Origin of the sequence: Aerosakkonema funiforme FACHB-1375, assembly GCF_014696265.1 — a bacterium.
Lineage (GTDB): Bacteria > Cyanobacteriota > Cyanobacteriia > Cyanobacteriales > Aerosakkonemataceae > Aerosakkonema > Aerosakkonema funiforme_A.
This window is the reverse complement of the sequence record NZ_JACJPW010000111.1, coordinates 1-26,416: the sequence shown is the minus strand read 5'-3', so window position 1 is coordinate 26,416 and position 26,416 is coordinate 1. Positions and strand designations below refer to the sequence as shown.

24 protein-coding genes and 1 pseudogene are annotated in these 26,416 nt (G+C 43.7%); 11 read left to right on the top strand and 14 right to left on the bottom strand.

Annotated elements, in window-relative coordinates:
- Positions 1–92: 92 nt before the first annotated feature.
- Both zds and H6G03_RS30055 read left to right on the top strand, forming a co-directional pair.
- Positions 93–1,529, top strand: a complete 1,437-nt coding sequence (gene zds / locus H6G03_RS30060; protein WP_190473149.1) for a 9,9'-di-cis-zeta-carotene desaturase — start codon at positions 93–95, stop codon at positions 1,527–1,529.
- Positions 1,530–1,625: 96 nt separating this feature from the next.
- Positions 1,626–2,072, top strand: coding sequence for an SRPBCC family protein (locus H6G03_RS30055; protein WP_190473145.1), 447 nt, complete (start codon positions 1,626–1,628; stop codon positions 2,070–2,072).
- Positions 2,073–2,074: 2 nt separating this feature from the next.
- Here the strand turns inward: H6G03_RS30055 and H6G03_RS30050 are convergent, their stop codons facing one another.
- Positions 2,075–3,457: a glycoside hydrolase 100 family protein gene (locus H6G03_RS30050; RefSeq protein WP_190473142.1), complete on the bottom strand. Its 1,383-nt coding sequence runs from the start codon at positions 3,455–3,457 to the stop codon at positions 2,075–2,077.
- Positions 3,458–3,693: 236 nt separating this feature from the next.
- Here H6G03_RS30050 and H6G03_RS30045 point away from each other — a divergent pair, with 236 nt between their 5' ends.
- Both H6G03_RS30045 and H6G03_RS39370 read left to right on the top strand, forming a co-directional pair.
- The gene (locus H6G03_RS30045) at positions 3,694–4,536 is read left to right on the top strand and encodes a hypothetical protein (protein WP_242060497.1); all 843 of its coding nucleotides are present in this window, start codon (positions 3,694–3,696) and stop codon (positions 4,534–4,536) included.
- A gap of 45 nt (positions 4,537–4,581) precedes the next feature.
- Positions 4,582–4,638 (top strand): annotated as a pseudogene (locus tag H6G03_RS39370) (hypothetical protein); the annotation flags it as partial.
- Between the two features lie 371 nt (positions 4,639–5,009).
- Here H6G03_RS39370 and H6G03_RS30035 read toward each other — a convergent pair.
- Both H6G03_RS30035 and H6G03_RS30030 read right to left on the bottom strand, forming a co-directional pair.
- Entirely contained in the window at positions 5,010–7,088 is a 2,079-nt protein-coding gene (locus H6G03_RS30035; protein WP_190473138.1) for a flotillin family protein, read from the bottom strand.
- A gap of 60 nt (positions 7,089–7,148) precedes the next feature.
- A complete protein-coding gene (locus H6G03_RS30030) occupies positions 7,149–7,871 on the bottom strand; it encodes an OB-fold-containig protein (protein WP_190473136.1) in 723 nt (240 codons plus the stop codon).
- Between the two features lie 100 nt (positions 7,872–7,971).
- On the opposite strand from H6G03_RS30030, the gene H6G03_RS30025 reads away from it, so the two are divergent.
- The 3 genes from H6G03_RS30025 to H6G03_RS30015 all read left to right on the top strand — a co-directional run bounded on the left by H6G03_RS30025 (position 7,972) and on the right by H6G03_RS30015 (position 9,182).
- Entirely contained in the window at positions 7,972–8,343 is a 372-nt protein-coding gene (locus H6G03_RS30025) for a VOC family protein (RefSeq protein ID WP_190473133.1), read from the top strand.
- Positions 8,344–8,664: 321 nt separating this feature from the next.
- Positions 8,665–9,015 (top strand): restriction endonuclease subunit S, encoded by a 351-nt coding sequence (locus H6G03_RS30020; RefSeq protein WP_190473130.1) that lies wholly within the window; start codon positions 8,665–8,667, stop codon positions 9,013–9,015.
- Positions 9,012–9,182 (top strand): hypothetical protein, encoded by a 171-nt coding sequence (locus H6G03_RS30015; RefSeq protein ID WP_190473128.1) that lies wholly within the window; start codon positions 9,012–9,014, stop codon positions 9,180–9,182. The genes H6G03_RS30020 and H6G03_RS30015 overlap by 4 nt, the downstream gene beginning before the upstream one ends.
- 67 nt (positions 9,183–9,249) lie before the next feature.
- Here the strand turns inward: H6G03_RS30015 and H6G03_RS30010 are convergent, their stop codons facing one another.
- The 6 genes from H6G03_RS30010 to H6G03_RS29985 all read right to left on the bottom strand — a co-directional run bounded on the left by H6G03_RS30010 (position 9,250) and on the right by H6G03_RS29985 (position 18,503).
- Positions 9,250–9,399 (bottom strand): hypothetical protein, encoded by a 150-nt coding sequence (locus tag H6G03_RS30010; RefSeq protein ID WP_190473125.1) that lies wholly within the window; start codon positions 9,397–9,399, stop codon positions 9,250–9,252.
- 112 nt (positions 9,400–9,511) lie between these two features.
- A complete protein-coding gene (locus H6G03_RS30005) occupies positions 9,512–9,784 on the bottom strand; it encodes a type II toxin-antitoxin system RelE/ParE family toxin (RefSeq protein ID WP_456057595.1) in 273 nt (90 codons plus the stop codon).
- Entirely contained in the window at positions 9,742–10,014 is a 273-nt protein-coding gene (locus H6G03_RS30000) for a hypothetical protein (RefSeq protein WP_190473122.1), read from the bottom strand. Before H6G03_RS30000 ends, H6G03_RS30005 begins: the two co-directional genes overlap by 43 nt.
- A 194-nt stretch (positions 10,015–10,208) precedes the next feature.
- Entirely contained in the window at positions 10,209–10,391 is a 183-nt protein-coding gene (locus H6G03_RS29995; protein ID WP_190473118.1) for a hypothetical protein, read from the bottom strand.
- A gap of 43 nt (positions 10,392–10,434) precedes the next feature.
- Complete coding sequence (locus H6G03_RS29990; protein ID WP_190473115.1) at positions 10,435–18,057, bottom strand: S8 family serine peptidase; 7,623 nt, start codon at positions 18,055–18,057, stop codon at positions 10,435–10,437.
- 290 nt (positions 18,058–18,347) lie between these two features.
- The gene (locus H6G03_RS29985; RefSeq protein WP_190473113.1) at positions 18,348–18,503 is read right to left on the bottom strand and encodes a hypothetical protein; all 156 of its coding nucleotides are present in this window, start codon (positions 18,501–18,503) and stop codon (positions 18,348–18,350) included.
- Positions 18,504–18,905: 402 nt separating this feature from the next.
- Here H6G03_RS29985 and H6G03_RS29980 point away from each other — a divergent pair, with 402 nt between their 5' ends.
- A complete protein-coding gene (locus tag H6G03_RS29980) occupies positions 18,906–21,386 on the top strand; it encodes an endonuclease MutS2 (protein WP_190473110.1) in 2,481 nt (826 codons plus the stop codon).
- Positions 21,387–21,666: 280 nt separating this feature from the next.
- Here the strand turns inward: H6G03_RS29980 and H6G03_RS29975 are convergent, their stop codons facing one another.
- Positions 21,667–22,200 (bottom strand): hypothetical protein, encoded by a 534-nt coding sequence (locus H6G03_RS29975; protein ID WP_190473106.1) that lies wholly within the window; start codon positions 22,198–22,200, stop codon positions 21,667–21,669.
- 59 nt (positions 22,201–22,259) lie between these two features.
- Between H6G03_RS29975 and H6G03_RS29970 the strand changes: the two genes are divergently transcribed.
- Positions 22,260–22,406 carry a hypothetical protein gene (locus H6G03_RS29970; RefSeq protein WP_190473103.1) on the top strand — a complete coding sequence of 49 codons (147 nt, stop codon included), beginning with the start codon at positions 22,260–22,262 and terminating at the stop codon, positions 22,404–22,406.
- A gap of 101 nt (positions 22,407–22,507) precedes the next feature.
- Positions 22,508–23,029, top strand: coding sequence for a CDP-diacylglycerol--glycerol-3-phosphate 3-phosphatidyltransferase (pgsA, locus tag H6G03_RS29965; RefSeq protein ID WP_190473098.1), 522 nt, complete (start codon positions 22,508–22,510; stop codon positions 23,027–23,029).
- Between the two features lie 135 nt (positions 23,030–23,164).
- Here the strand turns inward: pgsA and H6G03_RS29960 are convergent, their stop codons facing one another.
- Genes H6G03_RS29960 through surE form a run of 4 tightly spaced genes read right to left on the bottom strand, consistent with a single transcriptional unit; the run spans position 23,165 to position 25,314 of the window.
- The gene (locus H6G03_RS29960; protein WP_190473096.1) at positions 23,165–24,106 is read right to left on the bottom strand and encodes an NAD-dependent epimerase/dehydratase family protein; all 942 of its coding nucleotides are present in this window, start codon (positions 24,104–24,106) and stop codon (positions 23,165–23,167) included.
- Positions 24,107–24,125: 19 nt separating this feature from the next.
- Positions 24,126–24,425, bottom strand: a complete 300-nt coding sequence (locus H6G03_RS29955) for a hypothetical protein (RefSeq protein ID WP_190473093.1) — start codon at positions 24,423–24,425, stop codon at positions 24,126–24,128.
- Between the two features lie 2 nt (positions 24,426–24,427).
- A complete protein-coding gene (locus H6G03_RS29950) occupies positions 24,428–24,607 on the bottom strand; it encodes a hypothetical protein (protein ID WP_190473090.1) in 180 nt (59 codons plus the stop codon).
- 29 nt (positions 24,608–24,636) lie between these two features.
- A complete protein-coding gene (gene surE / locus H6G03_RS29945) occupies positions 24,637–25,314 on the bottom strand; it encodes a 5'/3'-nucleotidase SurE (RefSeq protein WP_190473087.1) in 678 nt (225 codons plus the stop codon).
- An 18-nt stretch (positions 25,315–25,332) separates the two neighbouring features.
- Between surE and H6G03_RS29940 the strand changes: the two genes are divergently transcribed.
- Complete coding sequence (locus H6G03_RS29940) at positions 25,333–26,316, top strand: hypothetical protein (protein ID WP_190473084.1); 984 nt, start codon at positions 25,333–25,335, stop codon at positions 26,314–26,316.
- Positions 26,317–26,416 lie beyond the last annotated feature (100 nt).

Genomic DNA, 26,416 nt, shown 5'->3' with positions numbered 1-26,416 from the left:
CTCCCCCGCTCCCCCACTCCCGCTTTCCTAGTTGTCTAAAGGTCTAGTGAAATAAGATAATCACAAGACAGGAATAGAGTGGGAAAGACTGGATGCGAGTTGCAATCGTCGGAGCGGGATTGGCTGGAATGGCGGCGGCTGTCGATCTGGTCGATGCCGGTTGCGAAGTCGAAATATTTGAATCTCGTCCCTTTGTGGGAGGTAAAGTCGGTAGCTGGGTAGATGCCGATGGCAATCATGTGGAGATGGGTTTGCACGTCTTTTTTGGTTGCTACTACCAGTTATTCGAGTTGATGAAGAAGGTGGGTGCGATCGAAAATCTGCGCCTGAAAGAACATACCCACAGCTTCGTTAACAGGGGAGGGATAACGGGTGCGTTGGATTTTCGCTTTTTCACCGGTGCGCCTTTCAACGGTTTAAAGGCATTTTTCACCACGTCGCAACTATCGGTGCCAGACAAAATTCAGAATGCGATCGCACTTGGCACCAGTCCTCTAGTACGCGGCTTGGTTGACTTCGATGGCGCGATGAAAACGATCCGCGCTCTCGATCGAATTAGCTTTGCCGATTGGTTCCGCAGTCACGGCGGTTCGGAAGGCAGCATCAAGCGAATGTGGAATCCGATCGCTTACGCACTCGGCTTTATTGATTGCGAAAATATTTCCGCTCGCTGTATGCTCACCATTTTCCAGTTTTTTGCTGCCAAAACGGAAGCATCGGTGTTGCGAATGCTGGAAGGTTCTCCCGATGAATACCTGCACAAACCGATCGTGCGCTATCTGGAAGCGCGAGGGACGAAAATCCATACCCGTCGTCGAGTGCGACAAATTCTGTTTGCCGGGGAAAAAGAAGCAACCCGCGTTAACGGTTTGATTGTTGCCAACGGCGAAGCGGAAGAAACGATCGTCGCCGATGCCTATATCTGCGCTTGCGATGTGCCGGGAATTCAGCGTCTTCTCCCCCAAGAGTGGCGCAAGTGGAAGGAGTTCGACAATATATATAAGTTAGATGCCGTGCCGGTGGCGACGGTACAATTGCGGTTTGATGGCTGGGTGACAGAACTCCACGATGCGGAGGCGCGGAAACAGTTGGAGCGTGCGGCGGGAATTGATAATCTGTTATATACGCCGGATGCTGACTTTTCCTGTTTTGCTGACTTGGCTTTAACTAGCCCATCGGATTATTATCGGGAAGGACAAGGTTCGCTGTTGCAGTTGGTGCTGACACCGGGAGATCCGTTTATCAAGGAAAGCAATGAAGCGATCGCACAGCACGTCCTCAAACAAGTTTGCGATCTCTTCCCCTCGGCGCGAGACTTAAACATGACTTGGTACAGCGTAGTCAAACTCGCCCAGTCTCTCTACCGCGAAGCACCCGGTATGGACCCCTATCGTCCGCCGCAAAAAACCCCCATTGCTAACTTCTTCCTTGCAGGTAGTTACACTCAACAAGACTACATCGATAGTATGGAAGGAGCTACCCTTTCCGGGCGTCAAGCAGCCAAAGCAATTTTAGATTCTAAATCTTAGATTTCAGATTCAGATTTGAGATTTTAATTAAATTTGAAATCTCAAATCTGAAATTTGAAATTCCCCATTCCCCATCCTCCATTCCCCATCCTGAAAATGTCCGATTGGCTAGAACATAGCGTACAAGTAGAAGTCCAGGTTCCCATTGAATTCGTCTGGAATCTTTGGTCAGATCTCGAACAGATGCCCCGCTGGATGAAGTGGATTGAATCTGTCAAAGTTCTGGAAGATAATCCCGAATTATCCCGTTGGAAACTCGCGACGGGCGGTTTTGAATTCACATGGCTTTCCCGCATTCTCAAAATAATCCCAAATCAAATTATTCAATGGGAATCGGTGAGCGGTTTGCCCAATCGAGGCGCAATTCGCTTTTACGATCGCCACAGTAGCAGTATTGTCAAGCTATCGGTAGCTTATGCTATTCCCGGTTGGCTGGGCAAATTGATGGATAATCTCTTTTTGGGGCGTGTTGTTGAATCGACTATCCAAGCAGATTTAGAACGATTTAAAGAATACGCTCTCAAAGCTTACGCGCAATCTTAGAATTATTCAATTTCAGGGTATTCATCAAAACAAACTAATTTTAAACGAGCGGGGTTTTCCATTAGCTCTTTTGCTAATAAGTAACCGGCGATCGTCCAAGTTTGATATCTCCTCGCTTCTTTGCCAATCAGTCTGCCATTTTTACCATCATAGTATTCTGGCCACTCATCTTTGCTCAAACGCTTTTCGGCAATTTTAATTGCTTTATCTGCCAGTTCCGGTCTACCCATTTTCAGAGATGCTGCTGTCAACATCCAAAGCAAAACAGGCCAACTGCCACCATTATGATAAGACCAAGGTCTATTTTTAGGATCGCAACCGGTCAGTATTTTCCATTCTATGTCTTCCAAAGCCGGAAAACAAAGTTTCATCGGCATATCTCCAACTAGGTTTTTCCATCGGGTTTCAATCAGATGTAAAATGCCTAACGACTGCTGCCGATCGGTCAAAGCAGAAACGATCGCCATTAAATTTCCTAAAGAAAAGAAGCGGCAATCGATTTGCGATGCCCCAAGATTGCCCGCTAAATAACCGCCTTCTTCTGGTAGCCAATCTATGAGTCTATAAAATGGAATTGAATCTGAATATATATTGAATTTATTGAGAGCTTCTTCTCCATACTCTTCAACTCGGAAGCGATAAATCACATTCAAACGGTGATTGTCTAGCCAATAATGTTCGCGAATATGGTCGGTCAAAGCTGGAAGGCGACTGCGAATTGCTTTAATCAGGTATTGATTATCTCGATCGGGGAAAAGAAGTTCGCCACCTGCACGCAAGGCAGCATAAAATAAAGATTGGATATCTAAAGGATGTCCGTAAAGACCCATGCGGCGATCGATCATACTCGCGCCATCAGGAACCAAAAGGGTTGGGTACATATCAAAGCGAGCGACTAAGCACAGTTCCACAATCAGCCTGATACCCTCTTGGAAATCCGGTCGATAGACTAGATCGGTATCTTTTGTGCAATTAACATAAGCTCGCAATAGTATCATCCACCAAAGACAAGAATCAACCGGTGCAACTCTAGCGATCGCGTGTTCGCCAAAATCTGCTTTCAGACGTTCCTTTCCATGTACCGATTCAACCTTGAAGCTAGCTGGCATTAAACCTCGACCGGGTTTAGAAGAAAGCAATTGCCTTTCTTTTGGCTGTAGCTTTAAGGTTTCTTCAAGAAAATTGCGGACTATTTCCGATCTACCTTTGAGCAGAAAAACCAGCGCACTGGAAACGAAATCGCGGATAAAGCATTGGTCGTAATTGAGCGCTTCTACATCCGGATCGCGAGCTGCGATCGTCCCCACCGGTCGTCCTTGATAGTAGATAATTGAGTTTTCTAATGCTGACCACGCTTCTGTTACAGCAGAATCTTCTACGATCATCTGACTCCTCTTTAACTAAAGATTTACCAATTTTGCTATTCAAAGGTTCGAGCAGAAAAAGCCAACTTTCATCCTTACGGCAGATGGCAACTTTAGATTAACCTTATTTTAATATAGAATTAATCGCTTGTTAATTAAGTTCATCCGGCCTAGCTTACATCGATTTTAATTTGAAGTTGCCTACGGCGTCTAGGCGGAAGTTTTGCACGTTTAAATTTTACATAACTGAAAAATAAATGCCACTGAAAAAAAACAGCAATCAAAATCTAACTTCGCTAAATAGCGATATTACCCCACCAAACCAAGACTCAGATACTTTAATTATCTCAGATCTGGCGTCCACTAATATTGAGATTTATCTCTCTGTGAGTAAAACAGTCAAATTTTTGAGTTTGATTGTTGTTGCGCTCACTTTGGTAAGTATTATTATACAGTTCACACTGTACGATCTGCCTTACTACCCCTCAAGAGAAGCATTAGTACGATTATTTAATGTTGATGGCGAAGCCAACATTCCGGCAGTATACTCCACAGCTACACTATTATTTTGTGCAATTCTTCTCGCGATTATTGCCCATGCTAAAAAAGTAGCAGAAAACCGCTACTCTCGCCACTGGAGAGCGCTGTCAATTATTTTTGTGTTTTTATCGCTCGACGAGTTAGTAAGTCTCCACGAAGAACTAATTAACCCAATGCGATCGCTATTCCATACCAGCGGTTTCTTGTACTTTGCATGGGTGATTCCCGGTGGAATTTTTGTAATTATTTGCCTGCTGATGTTTATGCAATTTCTTACCGCTTTACCGAGAACTACACGGCGTTTGTTTTTTCTGGCTGGTAGCATCTTCATTACTGGTACACTCGGCGTAGAAATGGTGGGTGCATACTATTCAAATTTGTACGGGCAAGAAAATTTCGTTTATGCGATCGTCAGTACCGTGGAAGAATTGTTTGAAATGGTGGGCGTTCTTGTCTTGATTTCGGCGCTGATGTCATACATAAATTTATATGTGAAGGAAGTGGGATTGCGAGTTCGCTTTAGCGATCGACAGGTTGTGCGATCGCTTAATTTGCAGTAAGCTGAGAAAAGGGTAAAAACGTGGTAAAATTAAGAGCATCTAGGCATTGTCTACAACCACTTAGGACAATATGAAAAAGCGATTAATTACCATCAACAGGCTTTGAGCATTACACGTTCAATTGGCGATCGAGTAAGGGAACGTAACGCACTAGGCAATTTACATTATGTCCGGTTGCATCGGGAGCGGAAAAATTTTGGCTTCCATCTGTGTTCATCTGTGGTTATCTGTTTTCATCTGTGGTGAAAATTTAACCAACGATTCAGCACAGACAATCCTCAACATCATTCTTACACTACCGATGCTACCATACCCGATATTACTAATTATAACGGTTTTAGTTGAATACAAAATAGAAACCCGGTTTCTTCAAGAAACCGGGTTTCTAGTCTTTTCTTCGAGAAACCGGGTTGGACGTAATCATCTGAAAGCGGCTTTAAAAAGTGCGATCGCACTTCATAAAAAAGCTACATTTAGGATGTCAAACCTCCGTTATCATCTTTGCCAATAACCGTAGGTTGTGCGGGAGAAGTTGGCATTGCTGTCGTTTTTCGAGGTGATGAATCAGAAATTTGCCGCTTTGCTACTGTCGGTTGCTCTTTCGGCGATAATTTCACATCTGCTGACATTTCACCATCTAAAGAAACAGACGGTTTACTGCCATCATTACGCACCAAATGACTGATTTGTCCAATTACTTCTCCTAACTTTCCATCTTCCAACAATGTGTTAATCAGCGCCAAACCACTTGTTGAAAGTAACAGTTTATTCACATCACCTGCACCATTACCATTGTGACCGTTTGCGCCTGGGAAAGAGTAAATGCGGGTATCGCCCAAAACACCCGGCTGCGGTGCCAAAGCTTGCACAATTTCTGGCAGTTTCTCTGACAATTCCGGCCAAATAGCGGTAATAATCTTGGCACTTAGATTGGCATTGCTGATCGTATTTTCGGCAGATATCTTCGCTTCAATACCTTCCGCTTCTGCCAAAGCTTTATCGCGGTTAGCTTGTGCCAAAGTGCGAATAGCTTCTGCTTCCAACTCTGCCGCTTGTTGAGCGATTTCTGCTTGCCTTCTGCGTCGGAAAACATCGATTTCGACGACGTTTTGATCGGAAATGCGACGTTCTTGCGCTTCCCTCTCAGCTGCGATAATCGAAAGTTGCTTATCCCGTTCCGCTTTTTCAACCGCGCTGGCTGTTGTAACGGCTGATTCTGCTTTGGCTTTTTGTGCTTCCGCAACGAAACTGTCTCGTTTTTTGTTAGCAACTGCAATGGCGACATCTTCTTGGGCTAATTTTGCTTGTCTTTCCGATTCGGCTACTTGCACTTGCGCTTGCAGTTTGGCAGCTTCTACATTTTGCAGCCGCGCAATTTCAGCTAATTCTGATTCGCATTTTTGCAATGTTTGGGCTACTTTCAGTTGTTTGTTGCGTTCTTCCAAAGCGATATCTGCATCGATCTGGCTTTGTTGAATGGCTAATTTTTTGCCAATTTCTTCCTCTTCTACGGATTTAGTTTGTAAAATTTTGGTGCGTTGCACTGTGGCAGCTTCTCGCGCTTTTGCTTCTTCAATTTCCCGCTCTTTTTGAGCCTTCAATGCTTCTACTTGCAATTGCTGTTCCAGTTTGGCAGCTTCTTTCTCTTGGGCAATTTGCAGAGAGCGCTTTTGGGCATCCAGTTCTTTTTGTTCGATCGAAACTTGGGTTGTCAGTTCAACTTCTCGTTTTTGCTGAATCGATTTTTGGATAGTTTCCGTTCGCAGGCGCACACCTTGAGCGTCGAAGAAATTGTTGGTATCGTAGGTATCTCCTTCTTCAATTTCCGAAATGGCGATGTTATTCAGGGTTAAACCCACTCGTTTCAAATCCGGTTCGACTAAGTTTAAAACTTCTTGGGCAAACCCTAACTTATCGGAATCGATTTCTGCCAAATCCTTAGTTTTCGCTGCGGCACGAATGGCATCGTCTGCCCGTTTTTCCAAAGCATTTTTGATGTTCTCTGGCGTAATCTTCCCTTGTTGGGAAAGTCGAGCGGCAGCAGTTAGCACATCTTCTTCCGATGCAGTAATACAGACATAAAAGGTAACTCTCATGTCCGCTCTCAAATAATCTTTGGTACGAACGGCAAGTTTACCAGTGCGCTCAACATCAATGGAAATTTCTCTCAGGGGTACGCGGGTGAGTTCGTGAAATCCTGGCAGAACAATACAACCGCCGTTGAGGAACACGGTTTTCTTCTTCATAAAAACGCCGCCAGTTCTAACAAAAGCTTCGTTAGTGGGGGTAATTACATAAACCCGCGTATAAGCCCAAATGCTTACCAGCAGCAATACAACCAAAGCAGCAACAAGTCCGGCGAAGAAAGTAACTCCTCCACCTAATACATCCGCTTGTGCTAGTGTTGGCTGAATGGGTGCAGGATGAAGTGTTTGCGCCATTAACGCAGACCTCGAATCTTGCGAATTTACGTTTGTTTGCGGCTGTGTCGGTGCAGTTTCAGCAACGGTAGCGATGGGTAAAGATTGAATGAAAGTTAGCCAAAAGAGCATGGCGATTTAAACCTATTGCAAAGTTTTGATTTTCGTGAGACGAGGTGGGCGGTGCCGACCCTACTTAACTTTTCGGTTGTTTTTTGTTGAAGTTTCTAACCAATGGTCTAGATCGGAACTCTCGTTGACGATGACGAGATAATATTGAGGCAGCCGATCGATCACCAATACTTTTTGACCTCGGCAAGGTATAATTTTTGCCCATTCCGGTAATGCGGCACTGATGGTGACAAGATTGCGAGCTGAATCGATCGCATCTACCTGACCGATTTTGCCTTGGTTTTCCACAGGAATACTGGCGGAACTAACCGTACCAATGCAACCAATAATGCGATCGCTGCTGGCATCTTCCCCAAAAGATGCGAAAATTTTACCGAGCGGTCGAGCGATCGCACTACCTACAAACAAACTGATTACCAGCGCCAAAAGCGCTACAATTCCTGCCAAAAAACCTTTGGGTGCAATACCCCAGATGTTGCCTATTGCCACGTTGAGCATCCAGCCAATCAGTCCTAAAAGACTAAAATCAGTAGCCAGCAACAAGATTAGCGGTGCTTTACCAAAACCCAACCATCCGAGTATTTGCAAAGCGTTAAAGTCACCGTTGCCATCAGCGTCTGTGTCGAAGTGCAAACTACCCGCATCTGCATCAACATCGACATCCGCATCGGCGTCTAAATCGAGATCGTCGTCTCCCCCACCGGAAAAAATGACTAACAGGAACAACGAGACTCCCATTCCCAGGAAAATCCAGTAAGGTAGGTTGACTGGGTTAAACAGCATAGAGCGATCGTCTGTCTTCGGTATGAGAAACAGGCAAAACTAACTCTAAAGTAGCTGCCATACAATCATATGTAGGGAGAAACGTTAAGATTTTTAACCTATGAAGCTGAAACGACTGGGGCACGTCGCTATTTGCGTGCATGATATTGACAAAGCAGCTGAGTTCTACAAAAACTTGGGCATGGAGTTAGTCTGGAAAGATGCAGACTGGGCTTATCTCAAAGCTGGACAAGATGGTTTGGCGCTGTTGAGTCCGGGTTACGATCAAGCAGGGCCGCATTTTGGCTTTGTTTTCAGCGAGCGTGAGGAAATGGAAACTGCCTACGAACAGCTGAAAGCCCAAGGAGTTCAAGTCACCCGTATTCACGAACATCGCGATGGCACCGCCTCTTTCTACGGTCGCGATCTCGATGGTAATGGTTTTGAGTATCTTTACGAACCAGTACCTGTTGCTGCTGCTAGCAAGAATTAGCTGAGAATCGATCGCAAAAGTCAAATTAGAGATGTTTAGACGGGACTTACGCAAAGCAAGAGCGTGCGTAAGTCCTATTAGACATCTCCAACATAGAAGTGAGTAGTGGTGTGAAAAGTTGAGTGAATGGTTGATTTTGGTCAAAGACGATCGCTTTTTAATATTTCATAGAAAAAAGCAGCGATAATGCGGGAGCATCGCTGTCGCGATCGCACTCTCTAATTCATTTTGGCACGCTCCCACTTTATAATCTAAGTAGCCCGATTGTAACCTCACGCCTTCTATCGCGCTATTCATTCTCTGCTACAATATAATTACAAAATGCCTATTCCACCAGAAATCACTGCTCTTGTCGAGCAATTAAATCAAGAACTTAATCAAATTGAGCAGGAGGCTACCACAGGACTTACCTTAACTAGAACTATCCTCGATCGCTTTCCCGAAAATGCTAGATTAATTCAGTTTTTTGTTTCTTTTAGCAGTGCTATGCTATTTGTTGAGACACAAAGAAGAAGAATTCGCAGTATAGTAGAAAACCTTTCGGCAACCGAGACAAATACAGAGGAGGAAATTCAGGAAGCTGGGGAAGATTTGGCAGGTGAACTGGGTAGAGTATTAGAAACTAAAATGTTAGTTAATAATCTAAAAAATCGGTTGGAGAATTTGCAATGACAAAGCCATCGTTGAATGAACAACAATTAGCTGAATTAGATGAAGTCCTTAATTTTGCTAAAGAAGTTGAACAAAAAATAAAAGAGTTTAGTGAAGAATCAGAGAAAATTGCTCAAAAATGGCAACGTAGAGCGGAGGATAAACGGGCTGCGGCTGTACAGAAGTAATTAAAGAAGGGAAGATTTGATGATAAATGAGTAGCAATATGCGGTTCGTCAGCTGCGCGATCGCACTTTATTTTGGAAGGCGATCGCTTTTTAATATTCCATAGAAAAAAGAAGCGATCGCACCCCCATCCCCACCAGCACTTGCATCCCAAAAAGTACGATTGCGCTCTCGTCGCACGCTGCGCGATCGCACTCTTATCCCCACCAGCACTGACATCCGAAAAAGGGCGATTGCCTACGGCACGCTACGCGAACGCACCTACATCCATCGCACTATCTAATTCCACAAAAACGATCCTTTTAAATGATTTTCAGGTATAGACTTTTCCTTAATAGACATCATCATGGCTACCAAGGTTGAGCAGTAAAATTGCTTCTTCGGAGTCAGTTGTGACAGTGAACTCAAACAAAATGCGATAACTGTAATCAATTGAAGCTGACCAAATCCCATCAAACTCACCAGATAGTTTGTGAGTTTTGAGAGTAGGATGAAAGGGATCGGTTGCAAGTTGTCGAAGGGTTTCTTCTATCGCGCTTCGCAACTGCGGATTTTGCCGGATTAGGCGTTTGTATGCTCGCAAAGATTTGGGAGTCCAAGCAATTTTTCTCCAGTATCTAACTCCTTGAGGAAATCGTCTACAGAACCAAATTTAATTACGCCTTGAGAGGCTTCTTGACGAATTTCTCCTATTTCTTGAAGTAGTTGTTCTCGGCGTTTTCTCTGTAGTCGTTTGAGCAAGATTTCAACGACTAGGTTTTGTTCCTCAAGCGATAGGGATTCTACGGTATCGATCGCTTGCTGGAGTCGTGAAGTTTGTAAGGATTCCGGCATGGGTAGTGTAGCTTGTGTTAGCTCAATTATAGCTATGATCTGAGCGATCGCTTTTTAATATTCCATAGAAAAAAGAAGCGATCGCACTCACATCCCCACCAGCACTGACATCCGAAAAAGTACGATCGCACTCACATCCGAAAAAGTACGATCGCACTCACATCCGAAAAAGTACGATCGCACTCTCATCCCCATCAGCACTGACATCCGAAAAAGTACGATCGCACTCTCATCCCCATCAGCACTGACATCCGAAAAAGTACGATCGCACTCTCATCCCTACCAGCACTGACATAGCGAAAAGGGCGATCGCACTCTTGTTCCGAAAGTGCGACGCTCGATTGGAAAGGATTAGTAATGGCGTTAGCTACAGACACAGAGAAAGCGAGATCAACTCATTCCCACCAAAGAACAGATAAATCAGCGCAGCCAGTTAATTCCGGTATTGCGATTAACTTGATAACCAAGATATTCCAATTTTCGATACATCCCCTCAGTTATTTTTTCATTTAAACCACCTTGATTTGGTGAGCTTAAATTCATTAAACTGTCCATTCCCAGGCTTGTATCATATCCCGGATTGGCCTCATCAAGACCTAATGTGTGACCAAGTTCGTGCATAGTCAATCTCAATAGCCAGTTATTTGATAATGGCTCGTTGAGTCTGTTGCTGTTAAAGTTAATCCGATTCTGACCTTCAAAGTCATTACCATTGCTAGCCGTCCAATCTATTCGGTTATTTTTTTCATAATCCAGATATGATTCTGCCCAAGCATTCCAATTTTGACCACTTATTTTCTTTGTGCTTTGAGTAACCGCAATTCTTAAGACACCAGTCACAACTTTATCTTGCGTGATGATATTCTCCCAGTTTTTTGCGGCTTGCTCAATAACCTCTTTTTGTATTTGACTGAATTCCCCGTAGAAGTCGAGTTGGATATCTATATCACTGTTGTTTCCATTATTGCCAGGGAAACTACCCAGATTGCTACCACTTGACCCGCCGCTAGAACTTCCGCTTCCAGTGTTATTAATTCCATTATTTCTGAGTTCCCAAAATACCTTTAGAGGATTGAGAGTCCATCCATAAACATCTGCTTGGTTCCAGCGATTGTAACCTGTGGGTTGAGATTTACTTCTATTTACCTGGAAATGCAGGTGGTTTGAGGCACTTGACATACCTACTTGACCAATCACATCACCCGCATTGACCCTACCAGAACTTATATTTACACTACTGAGGTGTCCGTATCGATAGAAGCGACCATCATCACCTGCAACTTGGAGGAAATAATTACCTACTTGATTCTGGACTATACTAACTGTTCCACCGACTAAAGCTTTGACATTAGTTGGAGTCCAGTTCGGAGTATCAATATCTATGCCGTCATGATATCCGTACTGACCACCTGCTGCGGGGTCATTATAGTAACTGGGGTCTTGAACATAACCAGCAGAAGATTTGTATTCTGCACCCAGAAGTTGTTTAGACAATTCATTGTATATTTGCAAGATGGCTTGCTGACTGGAGTAATTTGTTTCATCTGTTTCCACAGACCAATATTTGCCAGTAATTCGAGTATTGTCTCCGGCTGCCCAATTCCATTGATCGTTTGACCAAGAATTAAGTTCACTTAAGTAATTTGAGTTGCCACCATTGCCAGGATAACTACCCGGATTGCCACCGCCATTAGGTGACCCACCTGTTACCTCTTCCCAAGAGAGATCGATGTAAGCATCACCCCGTTCTTCAAAATGGTGGAAGTGAAAATCATACCAGCCACTTTGGGGAACTTGAAACTGAATCTCCTTGTATGCGCCGTAAGCCTGCTGCCATTGATCTTTAGGTGTAATGTCAACCCATTCCTCCGTATTCGCACGCTTGGCACTTAGTTGGAAACCATCATCTGCTCTTACTCGTGCCACATAAGTTTTGCCAGCCTCAAATTTAGCTTGAGTATAGCTGCGAACGGCAAAGTAATCGTTAGGAATTCGCGAATCACCCTTGGGAGAACCAGCACCCCAATTTTGATTTATGCCATACTTTCCATCGCTGCGTCGATTCTCACCAAGATTGAGAACACCAATAATGTTATTGGAATTTTCATAGAAATTCCCAGGCGGCATATTGCCTTGGTTTTGATCCCAACGGTAGAAAGTAGATCGCCACTGCGAACCACCAACAGTTTCTGCAAAATAAATATTGAGTTGCAATGCTGCATTGCCACCACTCTCAAAATATTCAACTGTTACTGGATATTCCCCACCCTCCGAGCGAAAATAACCTTCGTGTTGATTTTTAAACTCTTGTTCAACCCATTTATCGATAGCAGTTTGATTGCCGATTCGGACTCGCACTCCATCATCGGAGTTGGTATTAATTTGGTAATTACCCGGGGCAAAATAACGCTGAGTAGTTAGACGAACAGAGAAATTATCTGAGGGAACACCTGCGGGAGCGCCATCTCCCCACTCGCGCCTGAAACTATTACTTTCTCCCCAATCTTCCAATAATACAGAATTGCCTGATAAATCGCGGTTATTGAAATATTCGGCCTTCCAATGGTTAGCTGAAATTTCAGGCTGAATATCTTGCCCTTGCCAATTTCGGATAATAGTGTGATCGTCGTAAGTCTTCGCAATAAAGCCATTCTCAAAGGCTTGATAAAGTTCATAGCCATTGAAATCCGATCGCAACTGTGACATCGTTGGGAAGCCTAAACCACCATTTTGTCGCTCATAACCACCTACTGAGCGGTAAGCATTCAAGAAACCTCCCTGAACTCGGTATGGGCCACCATTAGGAATGTTGTTTGTATCTTTACCTCCCAGAACTGACTGACCATCTTTGAGCAAGAAAATATTGTCTATATCGCCCGAAGGATTAGTTTTAAACTCCTGAATCCATCCATTATTAATGCGACGAACTGAATCAGTTGGTTGTCCTACACTTGACGGATTCCAGTATCCATAATCATTTTTCCACTGCAACTCCGTACCGTTAGGCGCACCTTGACCTACCAAATCAAACCGATCTTTTTGGTAGTAAGTTGGCGTGACAACTCCATACCGATTTGTCAGCATTCCTCCTTCAAAATAAGCCACTTCAGTCCCATCAGCCTGTCTGATAACAGATGAAGTCGGTACGCCTAAACCAGAATCAACTGCAAACAGTCCATTCAGATCGTTAGGACTGTTAAAGTAAGTATTTGTGTAGTAGTCAGCGATTGCTCCTCCCAAGGAGAAAGTACCGTATTTGCTCTGATAGATAGAGTAATAACCCCTTGTTTGACCTGGTTGCTGGAAGAAAGATCGCCGAACGGGAGTACCAAAGTAAGTATTGCGATCGGTCGAATCGACAAAGCTGGGATTACCCAAATAATTACCCTGAGATACAAGCCGATTATATTCAGCCAGCATATCGCCACTCAGCGTCTTGCCATTGGAGAACCATTGAGTAGCATTATTATCAAAAGGTGCTGTTACCTGGAACGCACCAGTAACAGTGTTACTTGCAGCACCAGACTGGTCATAAGCAATAGCCTGCAACTCATAGTTACCAGTTGCTAAATCGTCCAGGCTCAAAGAGAAATTTGCCCATTGACCATCCCTGTTCAAACTTTGATTACTTCTTAAAAATTGCCATTCATTACCATTCTGTTTCAGCGATAAATCTACTCTAGAAATGTCATTAGCACCATTGCGATCGAAAACTTTGCCATTTAGATCAACAGTTTCTCCTACGCTGTAGCTATTACTCGTTAAGTTAAACTGCAAATTTTCCGGTGCTGTGTTTCTGGGAATAGCAGACAAACTAAAGTTATAGTTAGAACCACCAGAAGCAAAAGGTTTCAATCGGATGTAGTAAGTGCCTGGAGTACCTGGATATGTACCAGCCATATCCGAGCTAAAATTCGGCGCGGGAGTATTCGTACTCCACTGCAATTTAAAATCATTATTATACAGTTGAAAATCTACCCCTGGATTTAATCCATCTACGCGCCAATTCAGGTTGCTATCATTATTTAATTCAAAGCGGTAATAGTCAGATGGATCGGCATCACCCAAGAAATCTTGAAAAGTTTGAGTGCTATTAAGTACGCCGATATTGCGTGCTTGATTAAAGCTATTTCCCGCATAATCTGGCGGTACAGTTGCCACTGGCGTAGCAGTTCCCAATCCTAATGTAGAAAATGGTGGAACTGATGCACCGGGCACTGTTGCCCCTGGAATTGTCGGTAAAGGAACACCCGCACCATAAGTATACCAAGTTGCATAACCACTCGGCTGCACGCTCAAGTAACCATTAGCATAGTAATGAGTATCTACCCCATTACTCGTAATAGTCTTAGAAAATCCTCCAGCATAACTTGGAACTTGTCCTTCACCTGGATTTGGTGCTTGTCGAGAGAAAACACCATTAATTGTGAAAGGTTGTGTGTATGGCTGCTGAATCCATTGCCGATTAATATTATCCCAAGAAGGACGCGGCAGAACTTCCAAAATATAGCGCCCTTTGTTCAGATTTTTTAACTCTATTGGCTGAGATAGATCGAGCGCAACAAACCCAGTATCTACTAATATTTCCCCAGCACCATTTTCGCCTTCAAGTCCTACCAGCTTCTTAACTTGTAGTTGAATCCGATCGGCAATAGACGAGCTTATTTTAAGGCTTAAATTCCCTGGTTCGTTTACATCTAGCCAATAATTTACCCCTGGTTGAGTAGAATTAGTTGGATTGTAGTTAAGTTGATCTGAAGTATTTAGTTCAGCTACAGTTACTCCCGACGGAGTTTTAAATTGTGCAGCCCCAGAGAAACTAGAAGGTCGATCGGGAATAAATTCAGATGTTAGGTTATAGTTTTGGAGATTAGTATGATAAACAATAGGTTCATCTCCAAAAGTATCTAAAAAGTTGTTTTGGGAATCCTCTAAATCGATTTTGAAATAGTATGTACCAGGATCGACAAACATCTCCTCAGTGTTGGAAACTGGGGCGATGTATGCACCCCCTACATATCCGCCTCCGTTCGGTGAGCCTGCCCCTACGTTGTATAATTTGGAGTAGGAAGAGGAAAATTGACGCGATGTTGGCTTTCCATCTGTCCTCAACCGCTCTACATTTGGCAACCATTCTGTACCATTGCTGCGGGTAATTGTGTAGCGTAAATAACCCGGTTGCTCAATAGTAACTTCATAATATTTTTCGCGATTATTGACATCAACTGTATCGCTATCAGAGAAGTTAGGATCTGGTTGCACCGCCGCCGTAGCTAGGGTATTACCTCCACTCGCAGCGCGATCAACAGGGGTAACTAAACCCTCTCCACTCCATGTTAATGGCGCTACCCAAGGAAAAGGCGTGTAAGTTTGCGGTGTTGTTTTCTTCGCTAATTCGATCGCACTTACTGCATTTAATAACCCAGCGCCCGTTTCTGCATCCCACCCCGGCGTTTTCACATCCACCGCCGTCAATTCGAGAATATCAATTACTTGTCTGTAGCTAAGATTGGGATTTGCTGCCCATATTAAAGATGCTACACCCGTCGCCCTCGCTGCTGCAACGGAAGTCCCCGCCATCATACCTACGCCATCTTTTACTGTAGACAGCACGGGATTATCCGTGTTACCGCCTTCAGTTAAAATATCCAAACCCGCACCATAACTGGAATAGTTGGCTCGATCGAACTCATTCGATGCGCCAACTGTAATAATATTGTCAAACTCCTGGGATGCTTGTCCCAAAACGGACATCACGCCGCCATCATTACCAGCAGCAGTAACTATTAGGACATGATTTTGCCGCGCAAATTCGATCGCTTCCCGTTCTTTTGGCGTTAACTCATATCTTGTAGTAACGCTACCATCTGGGTTAATTTGCGTTAAATCTAAACTGAGATTCACAACCGCATTTTTCTGTCCCGACTGTTTCGCCGCATCCACAAATTCGATCAGCGAAGAAGCCCAATTCCCACTACCTACCGCACGTCCCAACCAAATTGGTGCTTTTTCATTAATTCCATCAATCCCAATTCCATTACCTTGGGTAGCAGCAATTAACCCTAAAATGTGAGTCCCGTGTTCGTTTCCTTCACCGGGAGAGAGTAAGGGGTTGTTGTCGTTGGAAATGCGATCGCTTCCCAACTTAAATCGACGATAATCAAGATCGGCATTATTCCCACTAAACCCAGTATCGATGATACCAATTAAAGGTTGATTTGGTGCGATCGATAATTCTGGTGAACTCGCCGTCAAACTGAGACAGTAATTAGTCTCACCCGCGTCACCCGGAGAAACTCGCACGTAGTAAATCCCCTTGTCTAAAGGAGTGCGGTTAATTAACTGTGATGCTGTACCACCATCAGAAATTTCTAAAACTTCGCCTTCATCGACTTGATTGTTATTATTTAAGTCTTGAATTAATTCAACCTTAGCATCTCCACTCAAGTCATCCAAACGCACATTTAAATTGTTAGTATCCTCGAAATTAAAGCGGTAATAGTCGTATTCATCAACATTATTAACAAAGTCCCTAACACCTAAGCTGTAGCCTATTTCACTAGCATTAACGCGCAATGTTCCCAAATCACGCGCTGTAGCGAGTGTATTACCAGCATTGTATATTGGTGTTGGATCGACTGGTGTTGGATCGACTGGGATTGGATCGATCGGTGGTGTTGGATCGACTGGGATTGGATCGATCGGTGGTGTCGGATCGACTGGTGTTGGATCGATCGGTGGTGTCGGATCTACAGGTGTGGTATCAACAGGCGGTTTTGGATCTACAGGTGTGGTATCAACAGGCGGTTTTGGATCTACAGGTGTGGTATCAACAGGCGGTTTTGGATCTACAGGTGTGGTATCAACTGGTGGTTTTGGATCTACAGGTGTGGTATCAACTGGTGGTTTTGGATCGATAGGTGTGGTATCAACAGGCGGTTTTGGATCGATAGGTGTGGTATCAACTGGTGGTTTTGGATCGATAGGTGTGGTATCAACTGGTGGTTTTGGATCGATAGGTGTGGTATCAACTGGTGGTTTTGGATCGATCGCTAACTCTTCTTTTTTCACATAATCGATCAAATCTTTACCCAACTTAGAATTCCGCCAATCTTTTTCTGGATTAATCACCTCATCCAAATTAACTGCTTTTCCCGTCGCACCAGTTAACTTGAAAACGACATCGTTATAATCTTTATCTGTTCCGGTATCAACGCGCTGATCCTCGATCGCAAATGCACTTCCCGTTCCATTAATATCGGCAACTTGTCCGATATGAAAAGCTTCATTGGGATTCGCTGTCACTAAAGAGAATAACGGACGTTTGCTACCACCAATATTCGGTTGATTAAATACTTCCTGCACTTTGCCATTTGGCACTAACATCACGCCAAATTTATCTCCCGGTTTCATCGCAAAGGTTTTGACGCCTTTGTATTCTCCATCGTTATCGGCATTTGCCAAACCAACATTAAACTTTGCCGCTTCGTTGGGGTCGGAAATTACTACATAACCTAAGTTTGAATTACTTAGCGATCGATTTGCTGCTTCTTTAATAAACTCTACGGAACCGGGAACAAATCGATCCATTCCGTCTAAACTGAAGATGGCTAATTCCCCTTTATACCAACCGCCATCATTAATAAAATCTACTCCAACTTGTCCGGTTTCTCCGACTGTAAAATATCCCGATTCGATATTCAATCCAGTCAGAGGGTCAACTTGAATATTCTCAACTTTGACATTCAGGTTGTAATTCGCTTCGCCGCTAACTTGGTTGACTCGAATTGTGTAATTTCCGGCGGCTAAGTTGTCGATCGCGATCGCTTCATCACTCCAATCGCCGTTCGCAGAATTATATAATACTCTTCCCCCTGTGTCAAGTACCTCTAGGTCGGCATTTCCAGTTAATCCGGTCAGGGAAACACCGACTTTTCCCGGAGAGTTCAAGCTGAACTTATACAAGTCAAACGGATCGGTGCTATCGACCAAACCGGAATAATTTCGATCGCTATTCAAAACTCCGATATCCAAGTCAGACATTGCACCCTCCCATACCTGATACTTTTTGGCTCTATATATCTATCGGGATGAAAGTTCCGATATTATGCGCTAGCTAGTTTCTTGTTGCAAAACTTTACATTTTGGCTTGGGAGCGCGATCGCAAGATTCGATCGTCGCTATTTTCCTTAAGTAAAATGTAGAAAGAAGCCTTATGAAAGCAAAAAAATTTGTAAACTGCTCGAAATTATAGAATATACCCTTGATTTATTCTGAAATCTTTCCCAAAGCTTTAAATAAAGCCGAATTTAATCAGGTTGTTGTAAAGACCGCTAACTGTGGAAATTGCGATCGTCATAACTGCGAGATCGCGAAAAGCCAGAAACCTTGTTGCTGCATAGACTTTTAATTGCCAAGCGCAGAATATTTGATAGAAACCAAGTTTGTTTGCGCGTTTCTGCGTAGATTTGTAATTGCCAAATGCACATTTTTTGATAGAAACCGGGTTTATTTGCGCGTTTCTGCGTAGGTGTACGGCGTCGATCGGTACGATATGTCAGTGAGAATATTTGCTGATGCCGTATGTCTACTCACATCTTGCACCTTGGCTAAAAACCGGGTTTCTTGCAAATAGCTTTTTGAAAGCCTAGATTTTTCGTCAAGAAACCCGGTTTTTCCAGGCTTGTTGATAATGGTGCAAGATCTGAGTTGTCCAAGTCCCCCGTTCTCCCGCTCCCCCGCTCTCCCGCTCCCCCACTCTCCGCAAAAATAACGGGGATAATCCCAGCGGATTTGCTCTTACCCCACCTTTGGAATAACCCGAAACGGGTGTTCCTGCTTTATCCTGAGAATTGGAACTCTTATTTATATTTAATTTCCACAAATAAGCTTTGATTCAAGCCGAAACCCTAGAACTACTGGAATGGCCACGTCTGTGCCAACACCTGTCCACTTTTGCTGCCACCAAGCTGGGAGCTATTGCTTCTCGTCGTCTGCAAATTCCCCAAACTCAAGACGAGAGTCTGACTCTGTTGGCGCAAACTCAAGAAGTTTACAAATTGGAAACTCGCCTGACAACAGGCTGGACTTTTGACGGAATTTATGATATAGGAGATGCGCTCGAACGAGCCGAACTCCAAGGTATCTTGTCTGGGGAAGAGTTGCTCAACATTGCGACAACTCTGGCGGGGACAAGACAACTGCGTCGAGTTATCGATAACCAAGAAGATTTGCCCGTTCTGACGGAGTTAGTGGCAGATTTGCGGACTTATCCGGAGCTAGAGCAGGAAATTCACCACTGCATCGACGATCGCGGCGAAGTGGCAGACAGAGCTAGTCCCAAACTCGCCGGCATTCGCCAGCAAATGCGGCAACAGCGCGATCGCATCTATCAGATATTGCAAGGCATTTTACAGCGGCAATCCGGCGCGGTGCAGGAACAGGTGATTACCCAGCGGGGCGATCGCTTCGTTATCCCCGTGAAAGCAACTAGCAAAGATGCTATCCCAGGTATAGTTCACGACACATCGATGAGCGGCGTTACCCTGTACGTGGAACCAAACGCGATTGTGTCGTTGGGAAATCAGATGCGGCAACTCATTCGTCAAGAGCAAGCTGAGGAAGAAGCGATTCGCAGAGCTTTGACAGAACAGGTGGCAGCAGTTAAACCGGATTTGGAGAGGTTGTTGGCGATCGCAACTACTTTAGATCTGGCAACAGCTAGGGCGCGTTACAGTTATTGGTTGCAAGCTAATCCGCCCAGATTCATTCAAATGGTTGGAGGCGGGCAAGATGCCCACCCCACAAGAGAAAGCATTACCCTGCGGCAGTTGCGCCATCCTCTGTTAGTTTGGCAACATCAGCACGAACAAGGTGCAGCAGTTGTGCCCGTGGATTTACTGATTCAGCCGCAAATTCGAGTAGTAACGATTACAGGCCCTAACACTGGCGGCAAAACCGTTACCTTAAAAACTTTGGGTTTGGCGGCGCTGATGGCGAAGGTGGGTTTGTTCGTAGCCGCACGGGAACCAGTCGAAATGCCCTGGTTTGAGCAAGTTTTGGCAGATATTGGCGATGAACAATCGTTAGAGCAAAGTTTATCTACCTTTTCCGGTCACATCCGCCGCATTAGCAGGATTTTAGAGGCTTTGGAGAATGGAGAAGAAAATGAATCTGCAATTGCCAATGAGCAATTATCAACGAGCAATTCGCTAGTATTGCTAGATGAAGTGGGAGCGGGTACTGACCCAGCGGAGGGAAGTGCATTGGCGATCGCACTTTTACAATATCTCGCCGACAACGCACAACTGACGATGGCGACAACTCACTTTGGCGAACTCAAAGCGCTGAAATATCAAGACTCGCGTTTTGAAAATGCTTCGGTAGAATTCGATGATGTCAGCCTTTCGCCTACATATCGTTTATTATGGGGAATTCCCGGTCGTTCTAACGCTTTGACAATTGCTCGCCGTTTGGGACTCAACGCAGAGGTAGTTGAAAAAGCACAAACTTATGTAGGGGGAGCAACGGAAGAGGTAAACGAAGTAATTGCGGGATTGGAAGCGCAACGCCGCCGTCAAGAAACTAAAGCAGAAGAAGCAGCGCAACTACTCAAACAAGCAGAGCGTTTCTATCAGGAAGTCTCCAAAAAAGCAGCTGCTTTGCAAGAAAGAGAACAACAGTTGCGACAACAGCAAGAACAGGAAGTGCTAAAAGCGATCGCACAAGCAAAAGGTGAAATCGCCCAAGTAATTCGCCGCTTGCAACAAGGGCCGATGACCGCACAAGATGTGAATATAGCAAGGGAAAGTGTCAATCAAATTGCCCAACGTCATTTGCCACCACCGCCACCGCCAAAACCCAAACCAGGCTTTATGCCAAAAGAAGGCGATCGCATTCGCATTCCCAGGTTAGGTCAAACTGCGGAAGTGCTGAGTTCTCCTAACGAAGCAGGTCAGTTGACCGTCAAGTTTGGCATCATGAAAATGACTGTTTCTTTAGAAGATATCGAATCCCTTGATGGTGAGAAACCGGAATTGCCAGTTAAATCAAAACCCGTTGCAGGCGAGACAAGTAATTCGCAAAAGAAACAGACAGCAACTGTTCCGCAACAACCCAAACCTGCGATTCGCACATCTAAGAATACTCTCGATATTCGCGGTTGGCGAGTAGCAGATGCAGAAAGCGAGGTAGAAAAAGCGATCGCCCAAGCAGTAGAATACGGTGTCCTGTGGATCGTTCACGGCAAAGGCACCGGTAAGCTGCGACAAGGAGTTCACGAATTCTTGAAGCAGCATCCGCAGGTTGAGCGTTTTGATTTAGCCGATCGATCTGAAGGCGGCGAAGGCGTCACCGTTGCACACCTCAAGTAAGCTGGGTAATTGCAAATTTCAGATTTCAGATTGCAGATTTTGGCAATTTGTAATCTGAAATCTTAGCATTCTTTAACTACATCATATAATTATATTATGTCCGGTAGCATCGGCTGCATAAAAAATCCCCTTCTTATCTGCGTTAATCTGCCTACATCTGCGGTAGAAATTTAACCACCGATTCTCACAGAGAATAACAACAGTGAATGTGGCGAAAATAAAAATTTTTTTAGGGAATAATCAAAAATTTGCCATCTAAAATCTTAAATCTCAAATTAATTCATCCCCAAGTGAAAAGTTCGCAACTAGATGTGTTGCAACATTCCAACAAATTCTGAACTTTATATTTGGCGATCGCATAACGCCAACCGAGCAATTCTCCTTTTTGATAGGGTGTGGGATAACCGATAATAAATGGTTCTTGAGCATAAGGAGTGCGACAGCGAACTTTGCCTTCGTCGTATCCCAGCCAAAAATCGGTAGCTTTTTGAACCGAGTGATGAATATGCAGGCGGTATTCGGAAATTAACAATTCCAGTTGTAGCAAGCGTTTCTCTATATCTTTTTCTTGTTGAGACAGCCATTCACCGAGCTGATAGGATTGTGGGCCCCAAAGGTTTTCTTGTGCGATTTCCTGCCAGATTTTGTGCCAATTAAGCGAATAAGTTTGTTGCAAATAAGATAAAGAAGTTCCAGCAGCGAGGGAATCTATTAATCCTGTCGTCGCCTGGTTAAATTGGGTCAACCCCGCTTCTAATGAAAGGAGTGCTGCTTCGCAATTTTTCAGTTGCTTATCAGCCCAACGATTTACCATAGTTTTGTTATTAAGTTTTTTTAATTATTCTAGAATAGCATTTTTGGAGCGAGTTTGACATGGGCGATCGACAATTACAAGCACAAACCCACGAAAGCGGAAATTTTACCACCAATCTTTTCGGGATGATGGGTGTTACCCAACAGTATCGAAACTTACGTAAGCTGTGGCGCTGTCGAGAACGCTTAGTGCAACAACATACCTAAAAAATCAAATCTTGTATGGTGACACGCAGGTTTAGCCGTAAGTAGGCAGCTGGATAATTTAAGATAAAAACTGATAGCCGATCGCACTCCACTCAATTGATATGACTATTCCAAACTGGATCACTTTCTCGCGCCTGCTGGGATTGCCGTTTCTCCTTTACGGATTGCACAACCCCACAGAGTTAAGTCGGTGGATATGTTTGGCAATTTTTATCGTAGCAGCAAGTACCGATTGGTTAGATGGCTATTTGGCGCGTAAACTCAACCAAATCAGCGATTTAGGCAAGTTTCTCGATCCTTTAGTCGATAAATTCCTAGTCCTTGGCCCATTATTGGCTTTAGTTGAGTTGGGACAAGTGCCTGCATGGGGCGTTTTTCTGATTTTAGCGCGGGAGTTGGCGATCGCAGGTTGGCGCGTCAATCAAACTTCTATTTCCGGTGCAAACATCTGGGGTAAATTGAAAACAGTAAGTCAAATCATCGCCATTTCGTTGTTAATTGCACCTTTACCAGCAGTTTGGCAAATTCCTTCTCTCATTGCTTTCTGGATTTCTGTTGCTTTCACTTTAATTTCCGGTGCTATCTATTTGTTGCCGCCAACTCTTACCAAGGAAAATGCTTAATTGACAACTAGAAACCCGGTTTCTTGAAGAAACCGGGTTTCTTTTTACCCTTGTTGCACCATCCAAACTAAAAAATAAGCCATATTTATCCTCTCATTAAGAGTAAGGTAAGCATTGCCCACCTTACCCTAACAATTAACTTTGCACTGCTTTCAAAATCTCATCATCTACAGAAAAATCAGCTTCAGCTTTATCTCTTCCAGACGCGAGAAAATCATTTTGAAATGAATCTTTCAAACCAGAAACTAAGTCATATTCCGGTTTCCAATTCAATTCGGTCATCGCTTTATTAACTGATGCGAAGAAGTGCTGCACGCGCAATGGAAAACCTTTACGTTTGCCGAAATCAAACTTTTTCGGGTCGTAATGCACTATCTGCAACTCATCCGGTGATTTACCCGCCGCTATTGCACAGGCGCGTGCAAGTCCATCGAAAGTAACGAAGCGTTCTCCCGAAATATTATATATCTGTGCGATCGCTTTCTCATTCCCCAACACCGCCGCCATCGCGTTCGCCAAGTCTTTGCAGTGACCGAGTTGGGTGATGTGTAATCCGTTACCCGGTACGGGGATGGGTCGATCGCGCACGATGCGATCGAAAAACCACGCTTCCACATCATTATAATTCTGCGGGCCGTAAATATAGGTTGGACGAATCGAAGTAAAAGGCAATCCTTGTTCGATTAAATACGCCTCTGTTTCGTGCTTACCTTTGTGACGACTTTTCGGATCGATCGCATCCCCTTCAATGTGCGGTAATTGGTCTGTTTTGAGATAAACTCCCGCCGAACTCATATAAACAAAATGTTTTACCCGACCTTTAAAAATCTCCGCCAAAGGTTGAGTATCGCTTAATTCGCGACCGTTGTTATCAAAGATGGCATCAAAGTTTTCCGAAGCTAGCTTTTCCTTTATTTGGGAAGCGTCAGTACGATCGCCATGAATTTGTTGGATACCTTCAACTGGCGCTGGCTTCTTACCCCGATTGAATAATACAACTTCGTGACCTTGTTCTACTAAAATTTTAGTCAGATAAACTCCGATAAACCGGGTGCCACCCATGATTAATATTCGCATTTTTCCTCATTGCCAACAGTTAACTATCCGATCTTACTTCAGATGTACTTTGATTTTTCAATAAAGGAGAATTTTCTGGTAATTTCCAAGAACGTCCTGCTACATGAACAGAACCATCAATTATTTTTACTCCGCCAAGCTCTCGTCCTAAAGTAATTAATTCTGTTCGTTCTTCATCTGTTAAGTAATCATTACCGTGCAAACTACCTGACGGACGGCTAGGATCTCCCCCTGCATCTAAATAGCGTTGGCGTCCTACCGCGAACAGTTCTTTGAATCTTTCATACTTTTGTTTCTGCACTTGAATAGATTCTGTCATAGTTATGACTCCGGTTCGATGGGTATAATTTCGCCATTTTGCAGTAGCCGCGAGATCGGCAATACAGGACTTGGTGTTTCAATGTACCAAGTTCCAGTTTCTATATCATAGAATGTATAGCCTAGTAAATCTAAAGTTTCTAGGGCGTTCAGAATTAGGTATTGTTCTTCGGTTGGTTCCACAGGTTGTTAGTACTGTTACTTTAGTTATTTTACACCCTTAGCTGAGTTACCGCGATTTTACCAGAAAAGCAGACATCCACATCGCTGCCGGGAGTTCGCTGACGCTTTGCATACTCGCCGTGATAGTAATATTCATCACCTTCAATGCGGTAATTCACAGGTAAAGGTTGCCTACAAGGTTGGCAAAATACCACTTCTGGATCTGGTTCTCCCGGTAAAAGATGGGGTAAATTAACATTCCAGAAACTACCGGGTGCGATCGGTTTTTTGAACAAATCATCTAATACTTTCGCCGTCCATCTAGCAGCAGTATCCCAATCAACATTTAAGTTGCGTTTGCGATAGTGAGAAACAGCAATTCCGGGAATTCCGTGCATAGCTGCTTCGCGCACAGCAGCCACAGTACCGGAAATATAAACATCAACACCCATATTGCCACCAGCATTGATGCCCGAAAGTACCCATTTGACATTTTGACAAAGATGTGTAAGTGCTAGTCGCGTGCAATCAGCCGGAGTACCACCAACAGCATATTCGGTTTGCGATCGACGATGTACGTGAATAGCGCTAGTAGTAGTAACTTGATGACCGCAACCCGATAAAGGGGCTTTCGGTGCGACAATTATGGCGTTACCGTTGACAGCTTTTTGCAATGCGCGGATACCTGGGGCGTCGATACCATCGTCGTTGGTTATAATCAAAGTCATGTTTTGTACCAGTAAAATATGAAACGATTAACTGTGTTTAAGAAATTAGTAACAGCTGCTACAGTAAGTTTGACATTAACTGCTTGTCCTCCACCACGTTCCCCCGAAAATCCAGTCGAGTTTAGTGGTAAGGATAGCAAGGGCAATACTGCTGATTTTATTATGGCTGTTAGCCCGAATGACACTAGCACTAAGTTAAGTTCTGCGAAATTATCGAAACAATTTCAGAGCGATCCAGCTATACAGAATATGTTGGAAAAGGCAAATAAGATCGTTTTTGTTGGGGCAGAAGGTTGCGATGGGTCGAGGAACGATGAAGATAATGCAGGACAGATAAGACGTTCGCTTACAAAACAACTTTCAAGATCGATTAATCCTCAATACCAAGAATTATCGGAAAATTTTGATAGACTTAAACAGTTTGAGAAGTGCCCTCAGAAGAATATATCTACAAAATATCCACGAAGGATAATAATTATTGGCCTTACTCGCAATAGCCCGATATTTAATCCTATTGAAGCCATTAAAAATGGCTTGGAAAATGCAAAATTGAAAGATTTAAGACTGGAAAATTATGCCCTTTTTGAGTTGATTTATCGCCAGCCACTCAAAGATAATAAAAAGTGGCAATCCAAGCTTATTCAAGGGAATGATAAGAATGGAAACACAGTTATATTTGATGTAAACTTTGTCACAAGTGGTTACTGGGAATCAGGAAAAGACAATAAAATTGTATATGCAGGAGAATCAGGAGGGCTAGATAAATTAGAAACTCAAGAAATAAATGAAAAGCTGGCAGTAGCAGATGAAGTTATTTCTGTCGGAGCAGCAGATTGTCAAGGAGAGGATCAAAGCAAGCAAGAAGCTTTATCTCGCGACAGAGCATCAAATTTACAAGATAAACTTAGAATAATTAAAATTGTAAATAGAGAAAGGTATCCCAACTACCGAAGACTAATTCTCGGCCAATATTTGACCAAATATTGTAAAGATTATAAGTAGTCGGACAAAAGTAATCGACACTGTATGAACTTTTGTTAAGGCACTTGCAGGAGTGCGATCGCTACCCACGGATAGTACAAATGTATTGTAAAAATTGACA

Coding starts and splice junctions, on each gene's coding strand:
- zds (WP_190473149.1), top strand. CDS start 93: ATGCGAGTTGCAATCGTCGGAGCGGGATTGGCTGGAATGGCGGCGGCT.
- H6G03_RS30055 (WP_190473145.1), top strand. CDS start 1,626: ATGTCCGATTGGCTAGAACATAGCGTACAAGTAGAAGTCCAGGTTCCC.
- H6G03_RS30050 (WP_190473142.1), bottom strand. CDS start 3,457: ATGATCGTAGAAGATTCTGCTGTAACAGAAGCGTGGTCAGCATTAGAA.
- H6G03_RS30045 (WP_242060497.1), top strand. CDS start 3,694: ATGCCACTGAAAAAAAACAGCAATCAAAATCTAACTTCGCTAAATAGC.
- H6G03_RS30035 (WP_190473138.1), bottom strand. CDS start 7,088: ATGCTCTTTTGGCTAACTTTCATTCAATCTTTACCCATCGCTACCGTT.
- H6G03_RS30030 (WP_190473136.1), bottom strand. CDS start 7,871: ATGCTGTTTAACCCAGTCAACCTACCTTACTGGATTTTCCTGGGAATG.
- H6G03_RS30025 (WP_190473133.1), top strand. CDS start 7,972: ATGAAGCTGAAACGACTGGGGCACGTCGCTATTTGCGTGCATGATATT.
- H6G03_RS30020 (WP_190473130.1), top strand. CDS start 8,665: ATGCCTATTCCACCAGAAATCACTGCTCTTGTCGAGCAATTAAATCAA.
- H6G03_RS30015 (WP_190473128.1), top strand. CDS start 9,012: ATGACAAAGCCATCGTTGAATGAACAACAATTAGCTGAATTAGATGAA.
- H6G03_RS30010 (WP_190473125.1), bottom strand. CDS start 9,399: ATGTCAGTGCTGGTGGGGATAAGAGTGCGATCGCGCAGCGTGCGACGA.
- H6G03_RS30000 (WP_190473122.1), bottom strand. CDS start 10,014: ATGCCGGAATCCTTACAAACTTCACGACTCCAGCAAGCGATCGATACC.
- H6G03_RS29990 (WP_190473115.1), bottom strand. CDS start 18,057: ATGTCTGACTTGGATATCGGAGTTTTGAATAGCGATCGAAATTATTCC.
- H6G03_RS29985 (WP_190473113.1), bottom strand. CDS start 18,503: ATGTGCATTTGGCAATTACAAATCTACGCAGAAACGCGCAAACAAACT.
- H6G03_RS29975 (WP_190473106.1), bottom strand. CDS start 22,200: ATGGTAAATCGTTGGGCTGATAAGCAACTGAAAAATTGCGAAGCAGCA.
- H6G03_RS29970 (WP_190473103.1), top strand. CDS start 22,260: ATGGGCGATCGACAATTACAAGCACAAACCCACGAAAGCGGAAATTTT.
- pgsA (WP_190473098.1), top strand. CDS start 22,508: ATGACTATTCCAAACTGGATCACTTTCTCGCGCCTGCTGGGATTGCCG.
- H6G03_RS29960 (WP_190473096.1), bottom strand. CDS start 24,106: ATGCGAATATTAATCATGGGTGGCACCCGGTTTATCGGAGTTTATCTG.
- H6G03_RS29955 (WP_190473093.1), bottom strand. CDS start 24,425: ATGACAGAATCTATTCAAGTGCAGAAACAAAAGTATGAAAGATTCAAA.
- surE (WP_190473087.1), bottom strand. CDS start 25,314: ATGACTTTGATTATAACCAACGACGATGGTATCGACGCCCCAGGTATC.
- H6G03_RS29940 (WP_190473084.1), top strand. CDS start 25,333: ATGAAACGATTAACTGTGTTTAAGAAATTAGTAACAGCTGCTACAGTA.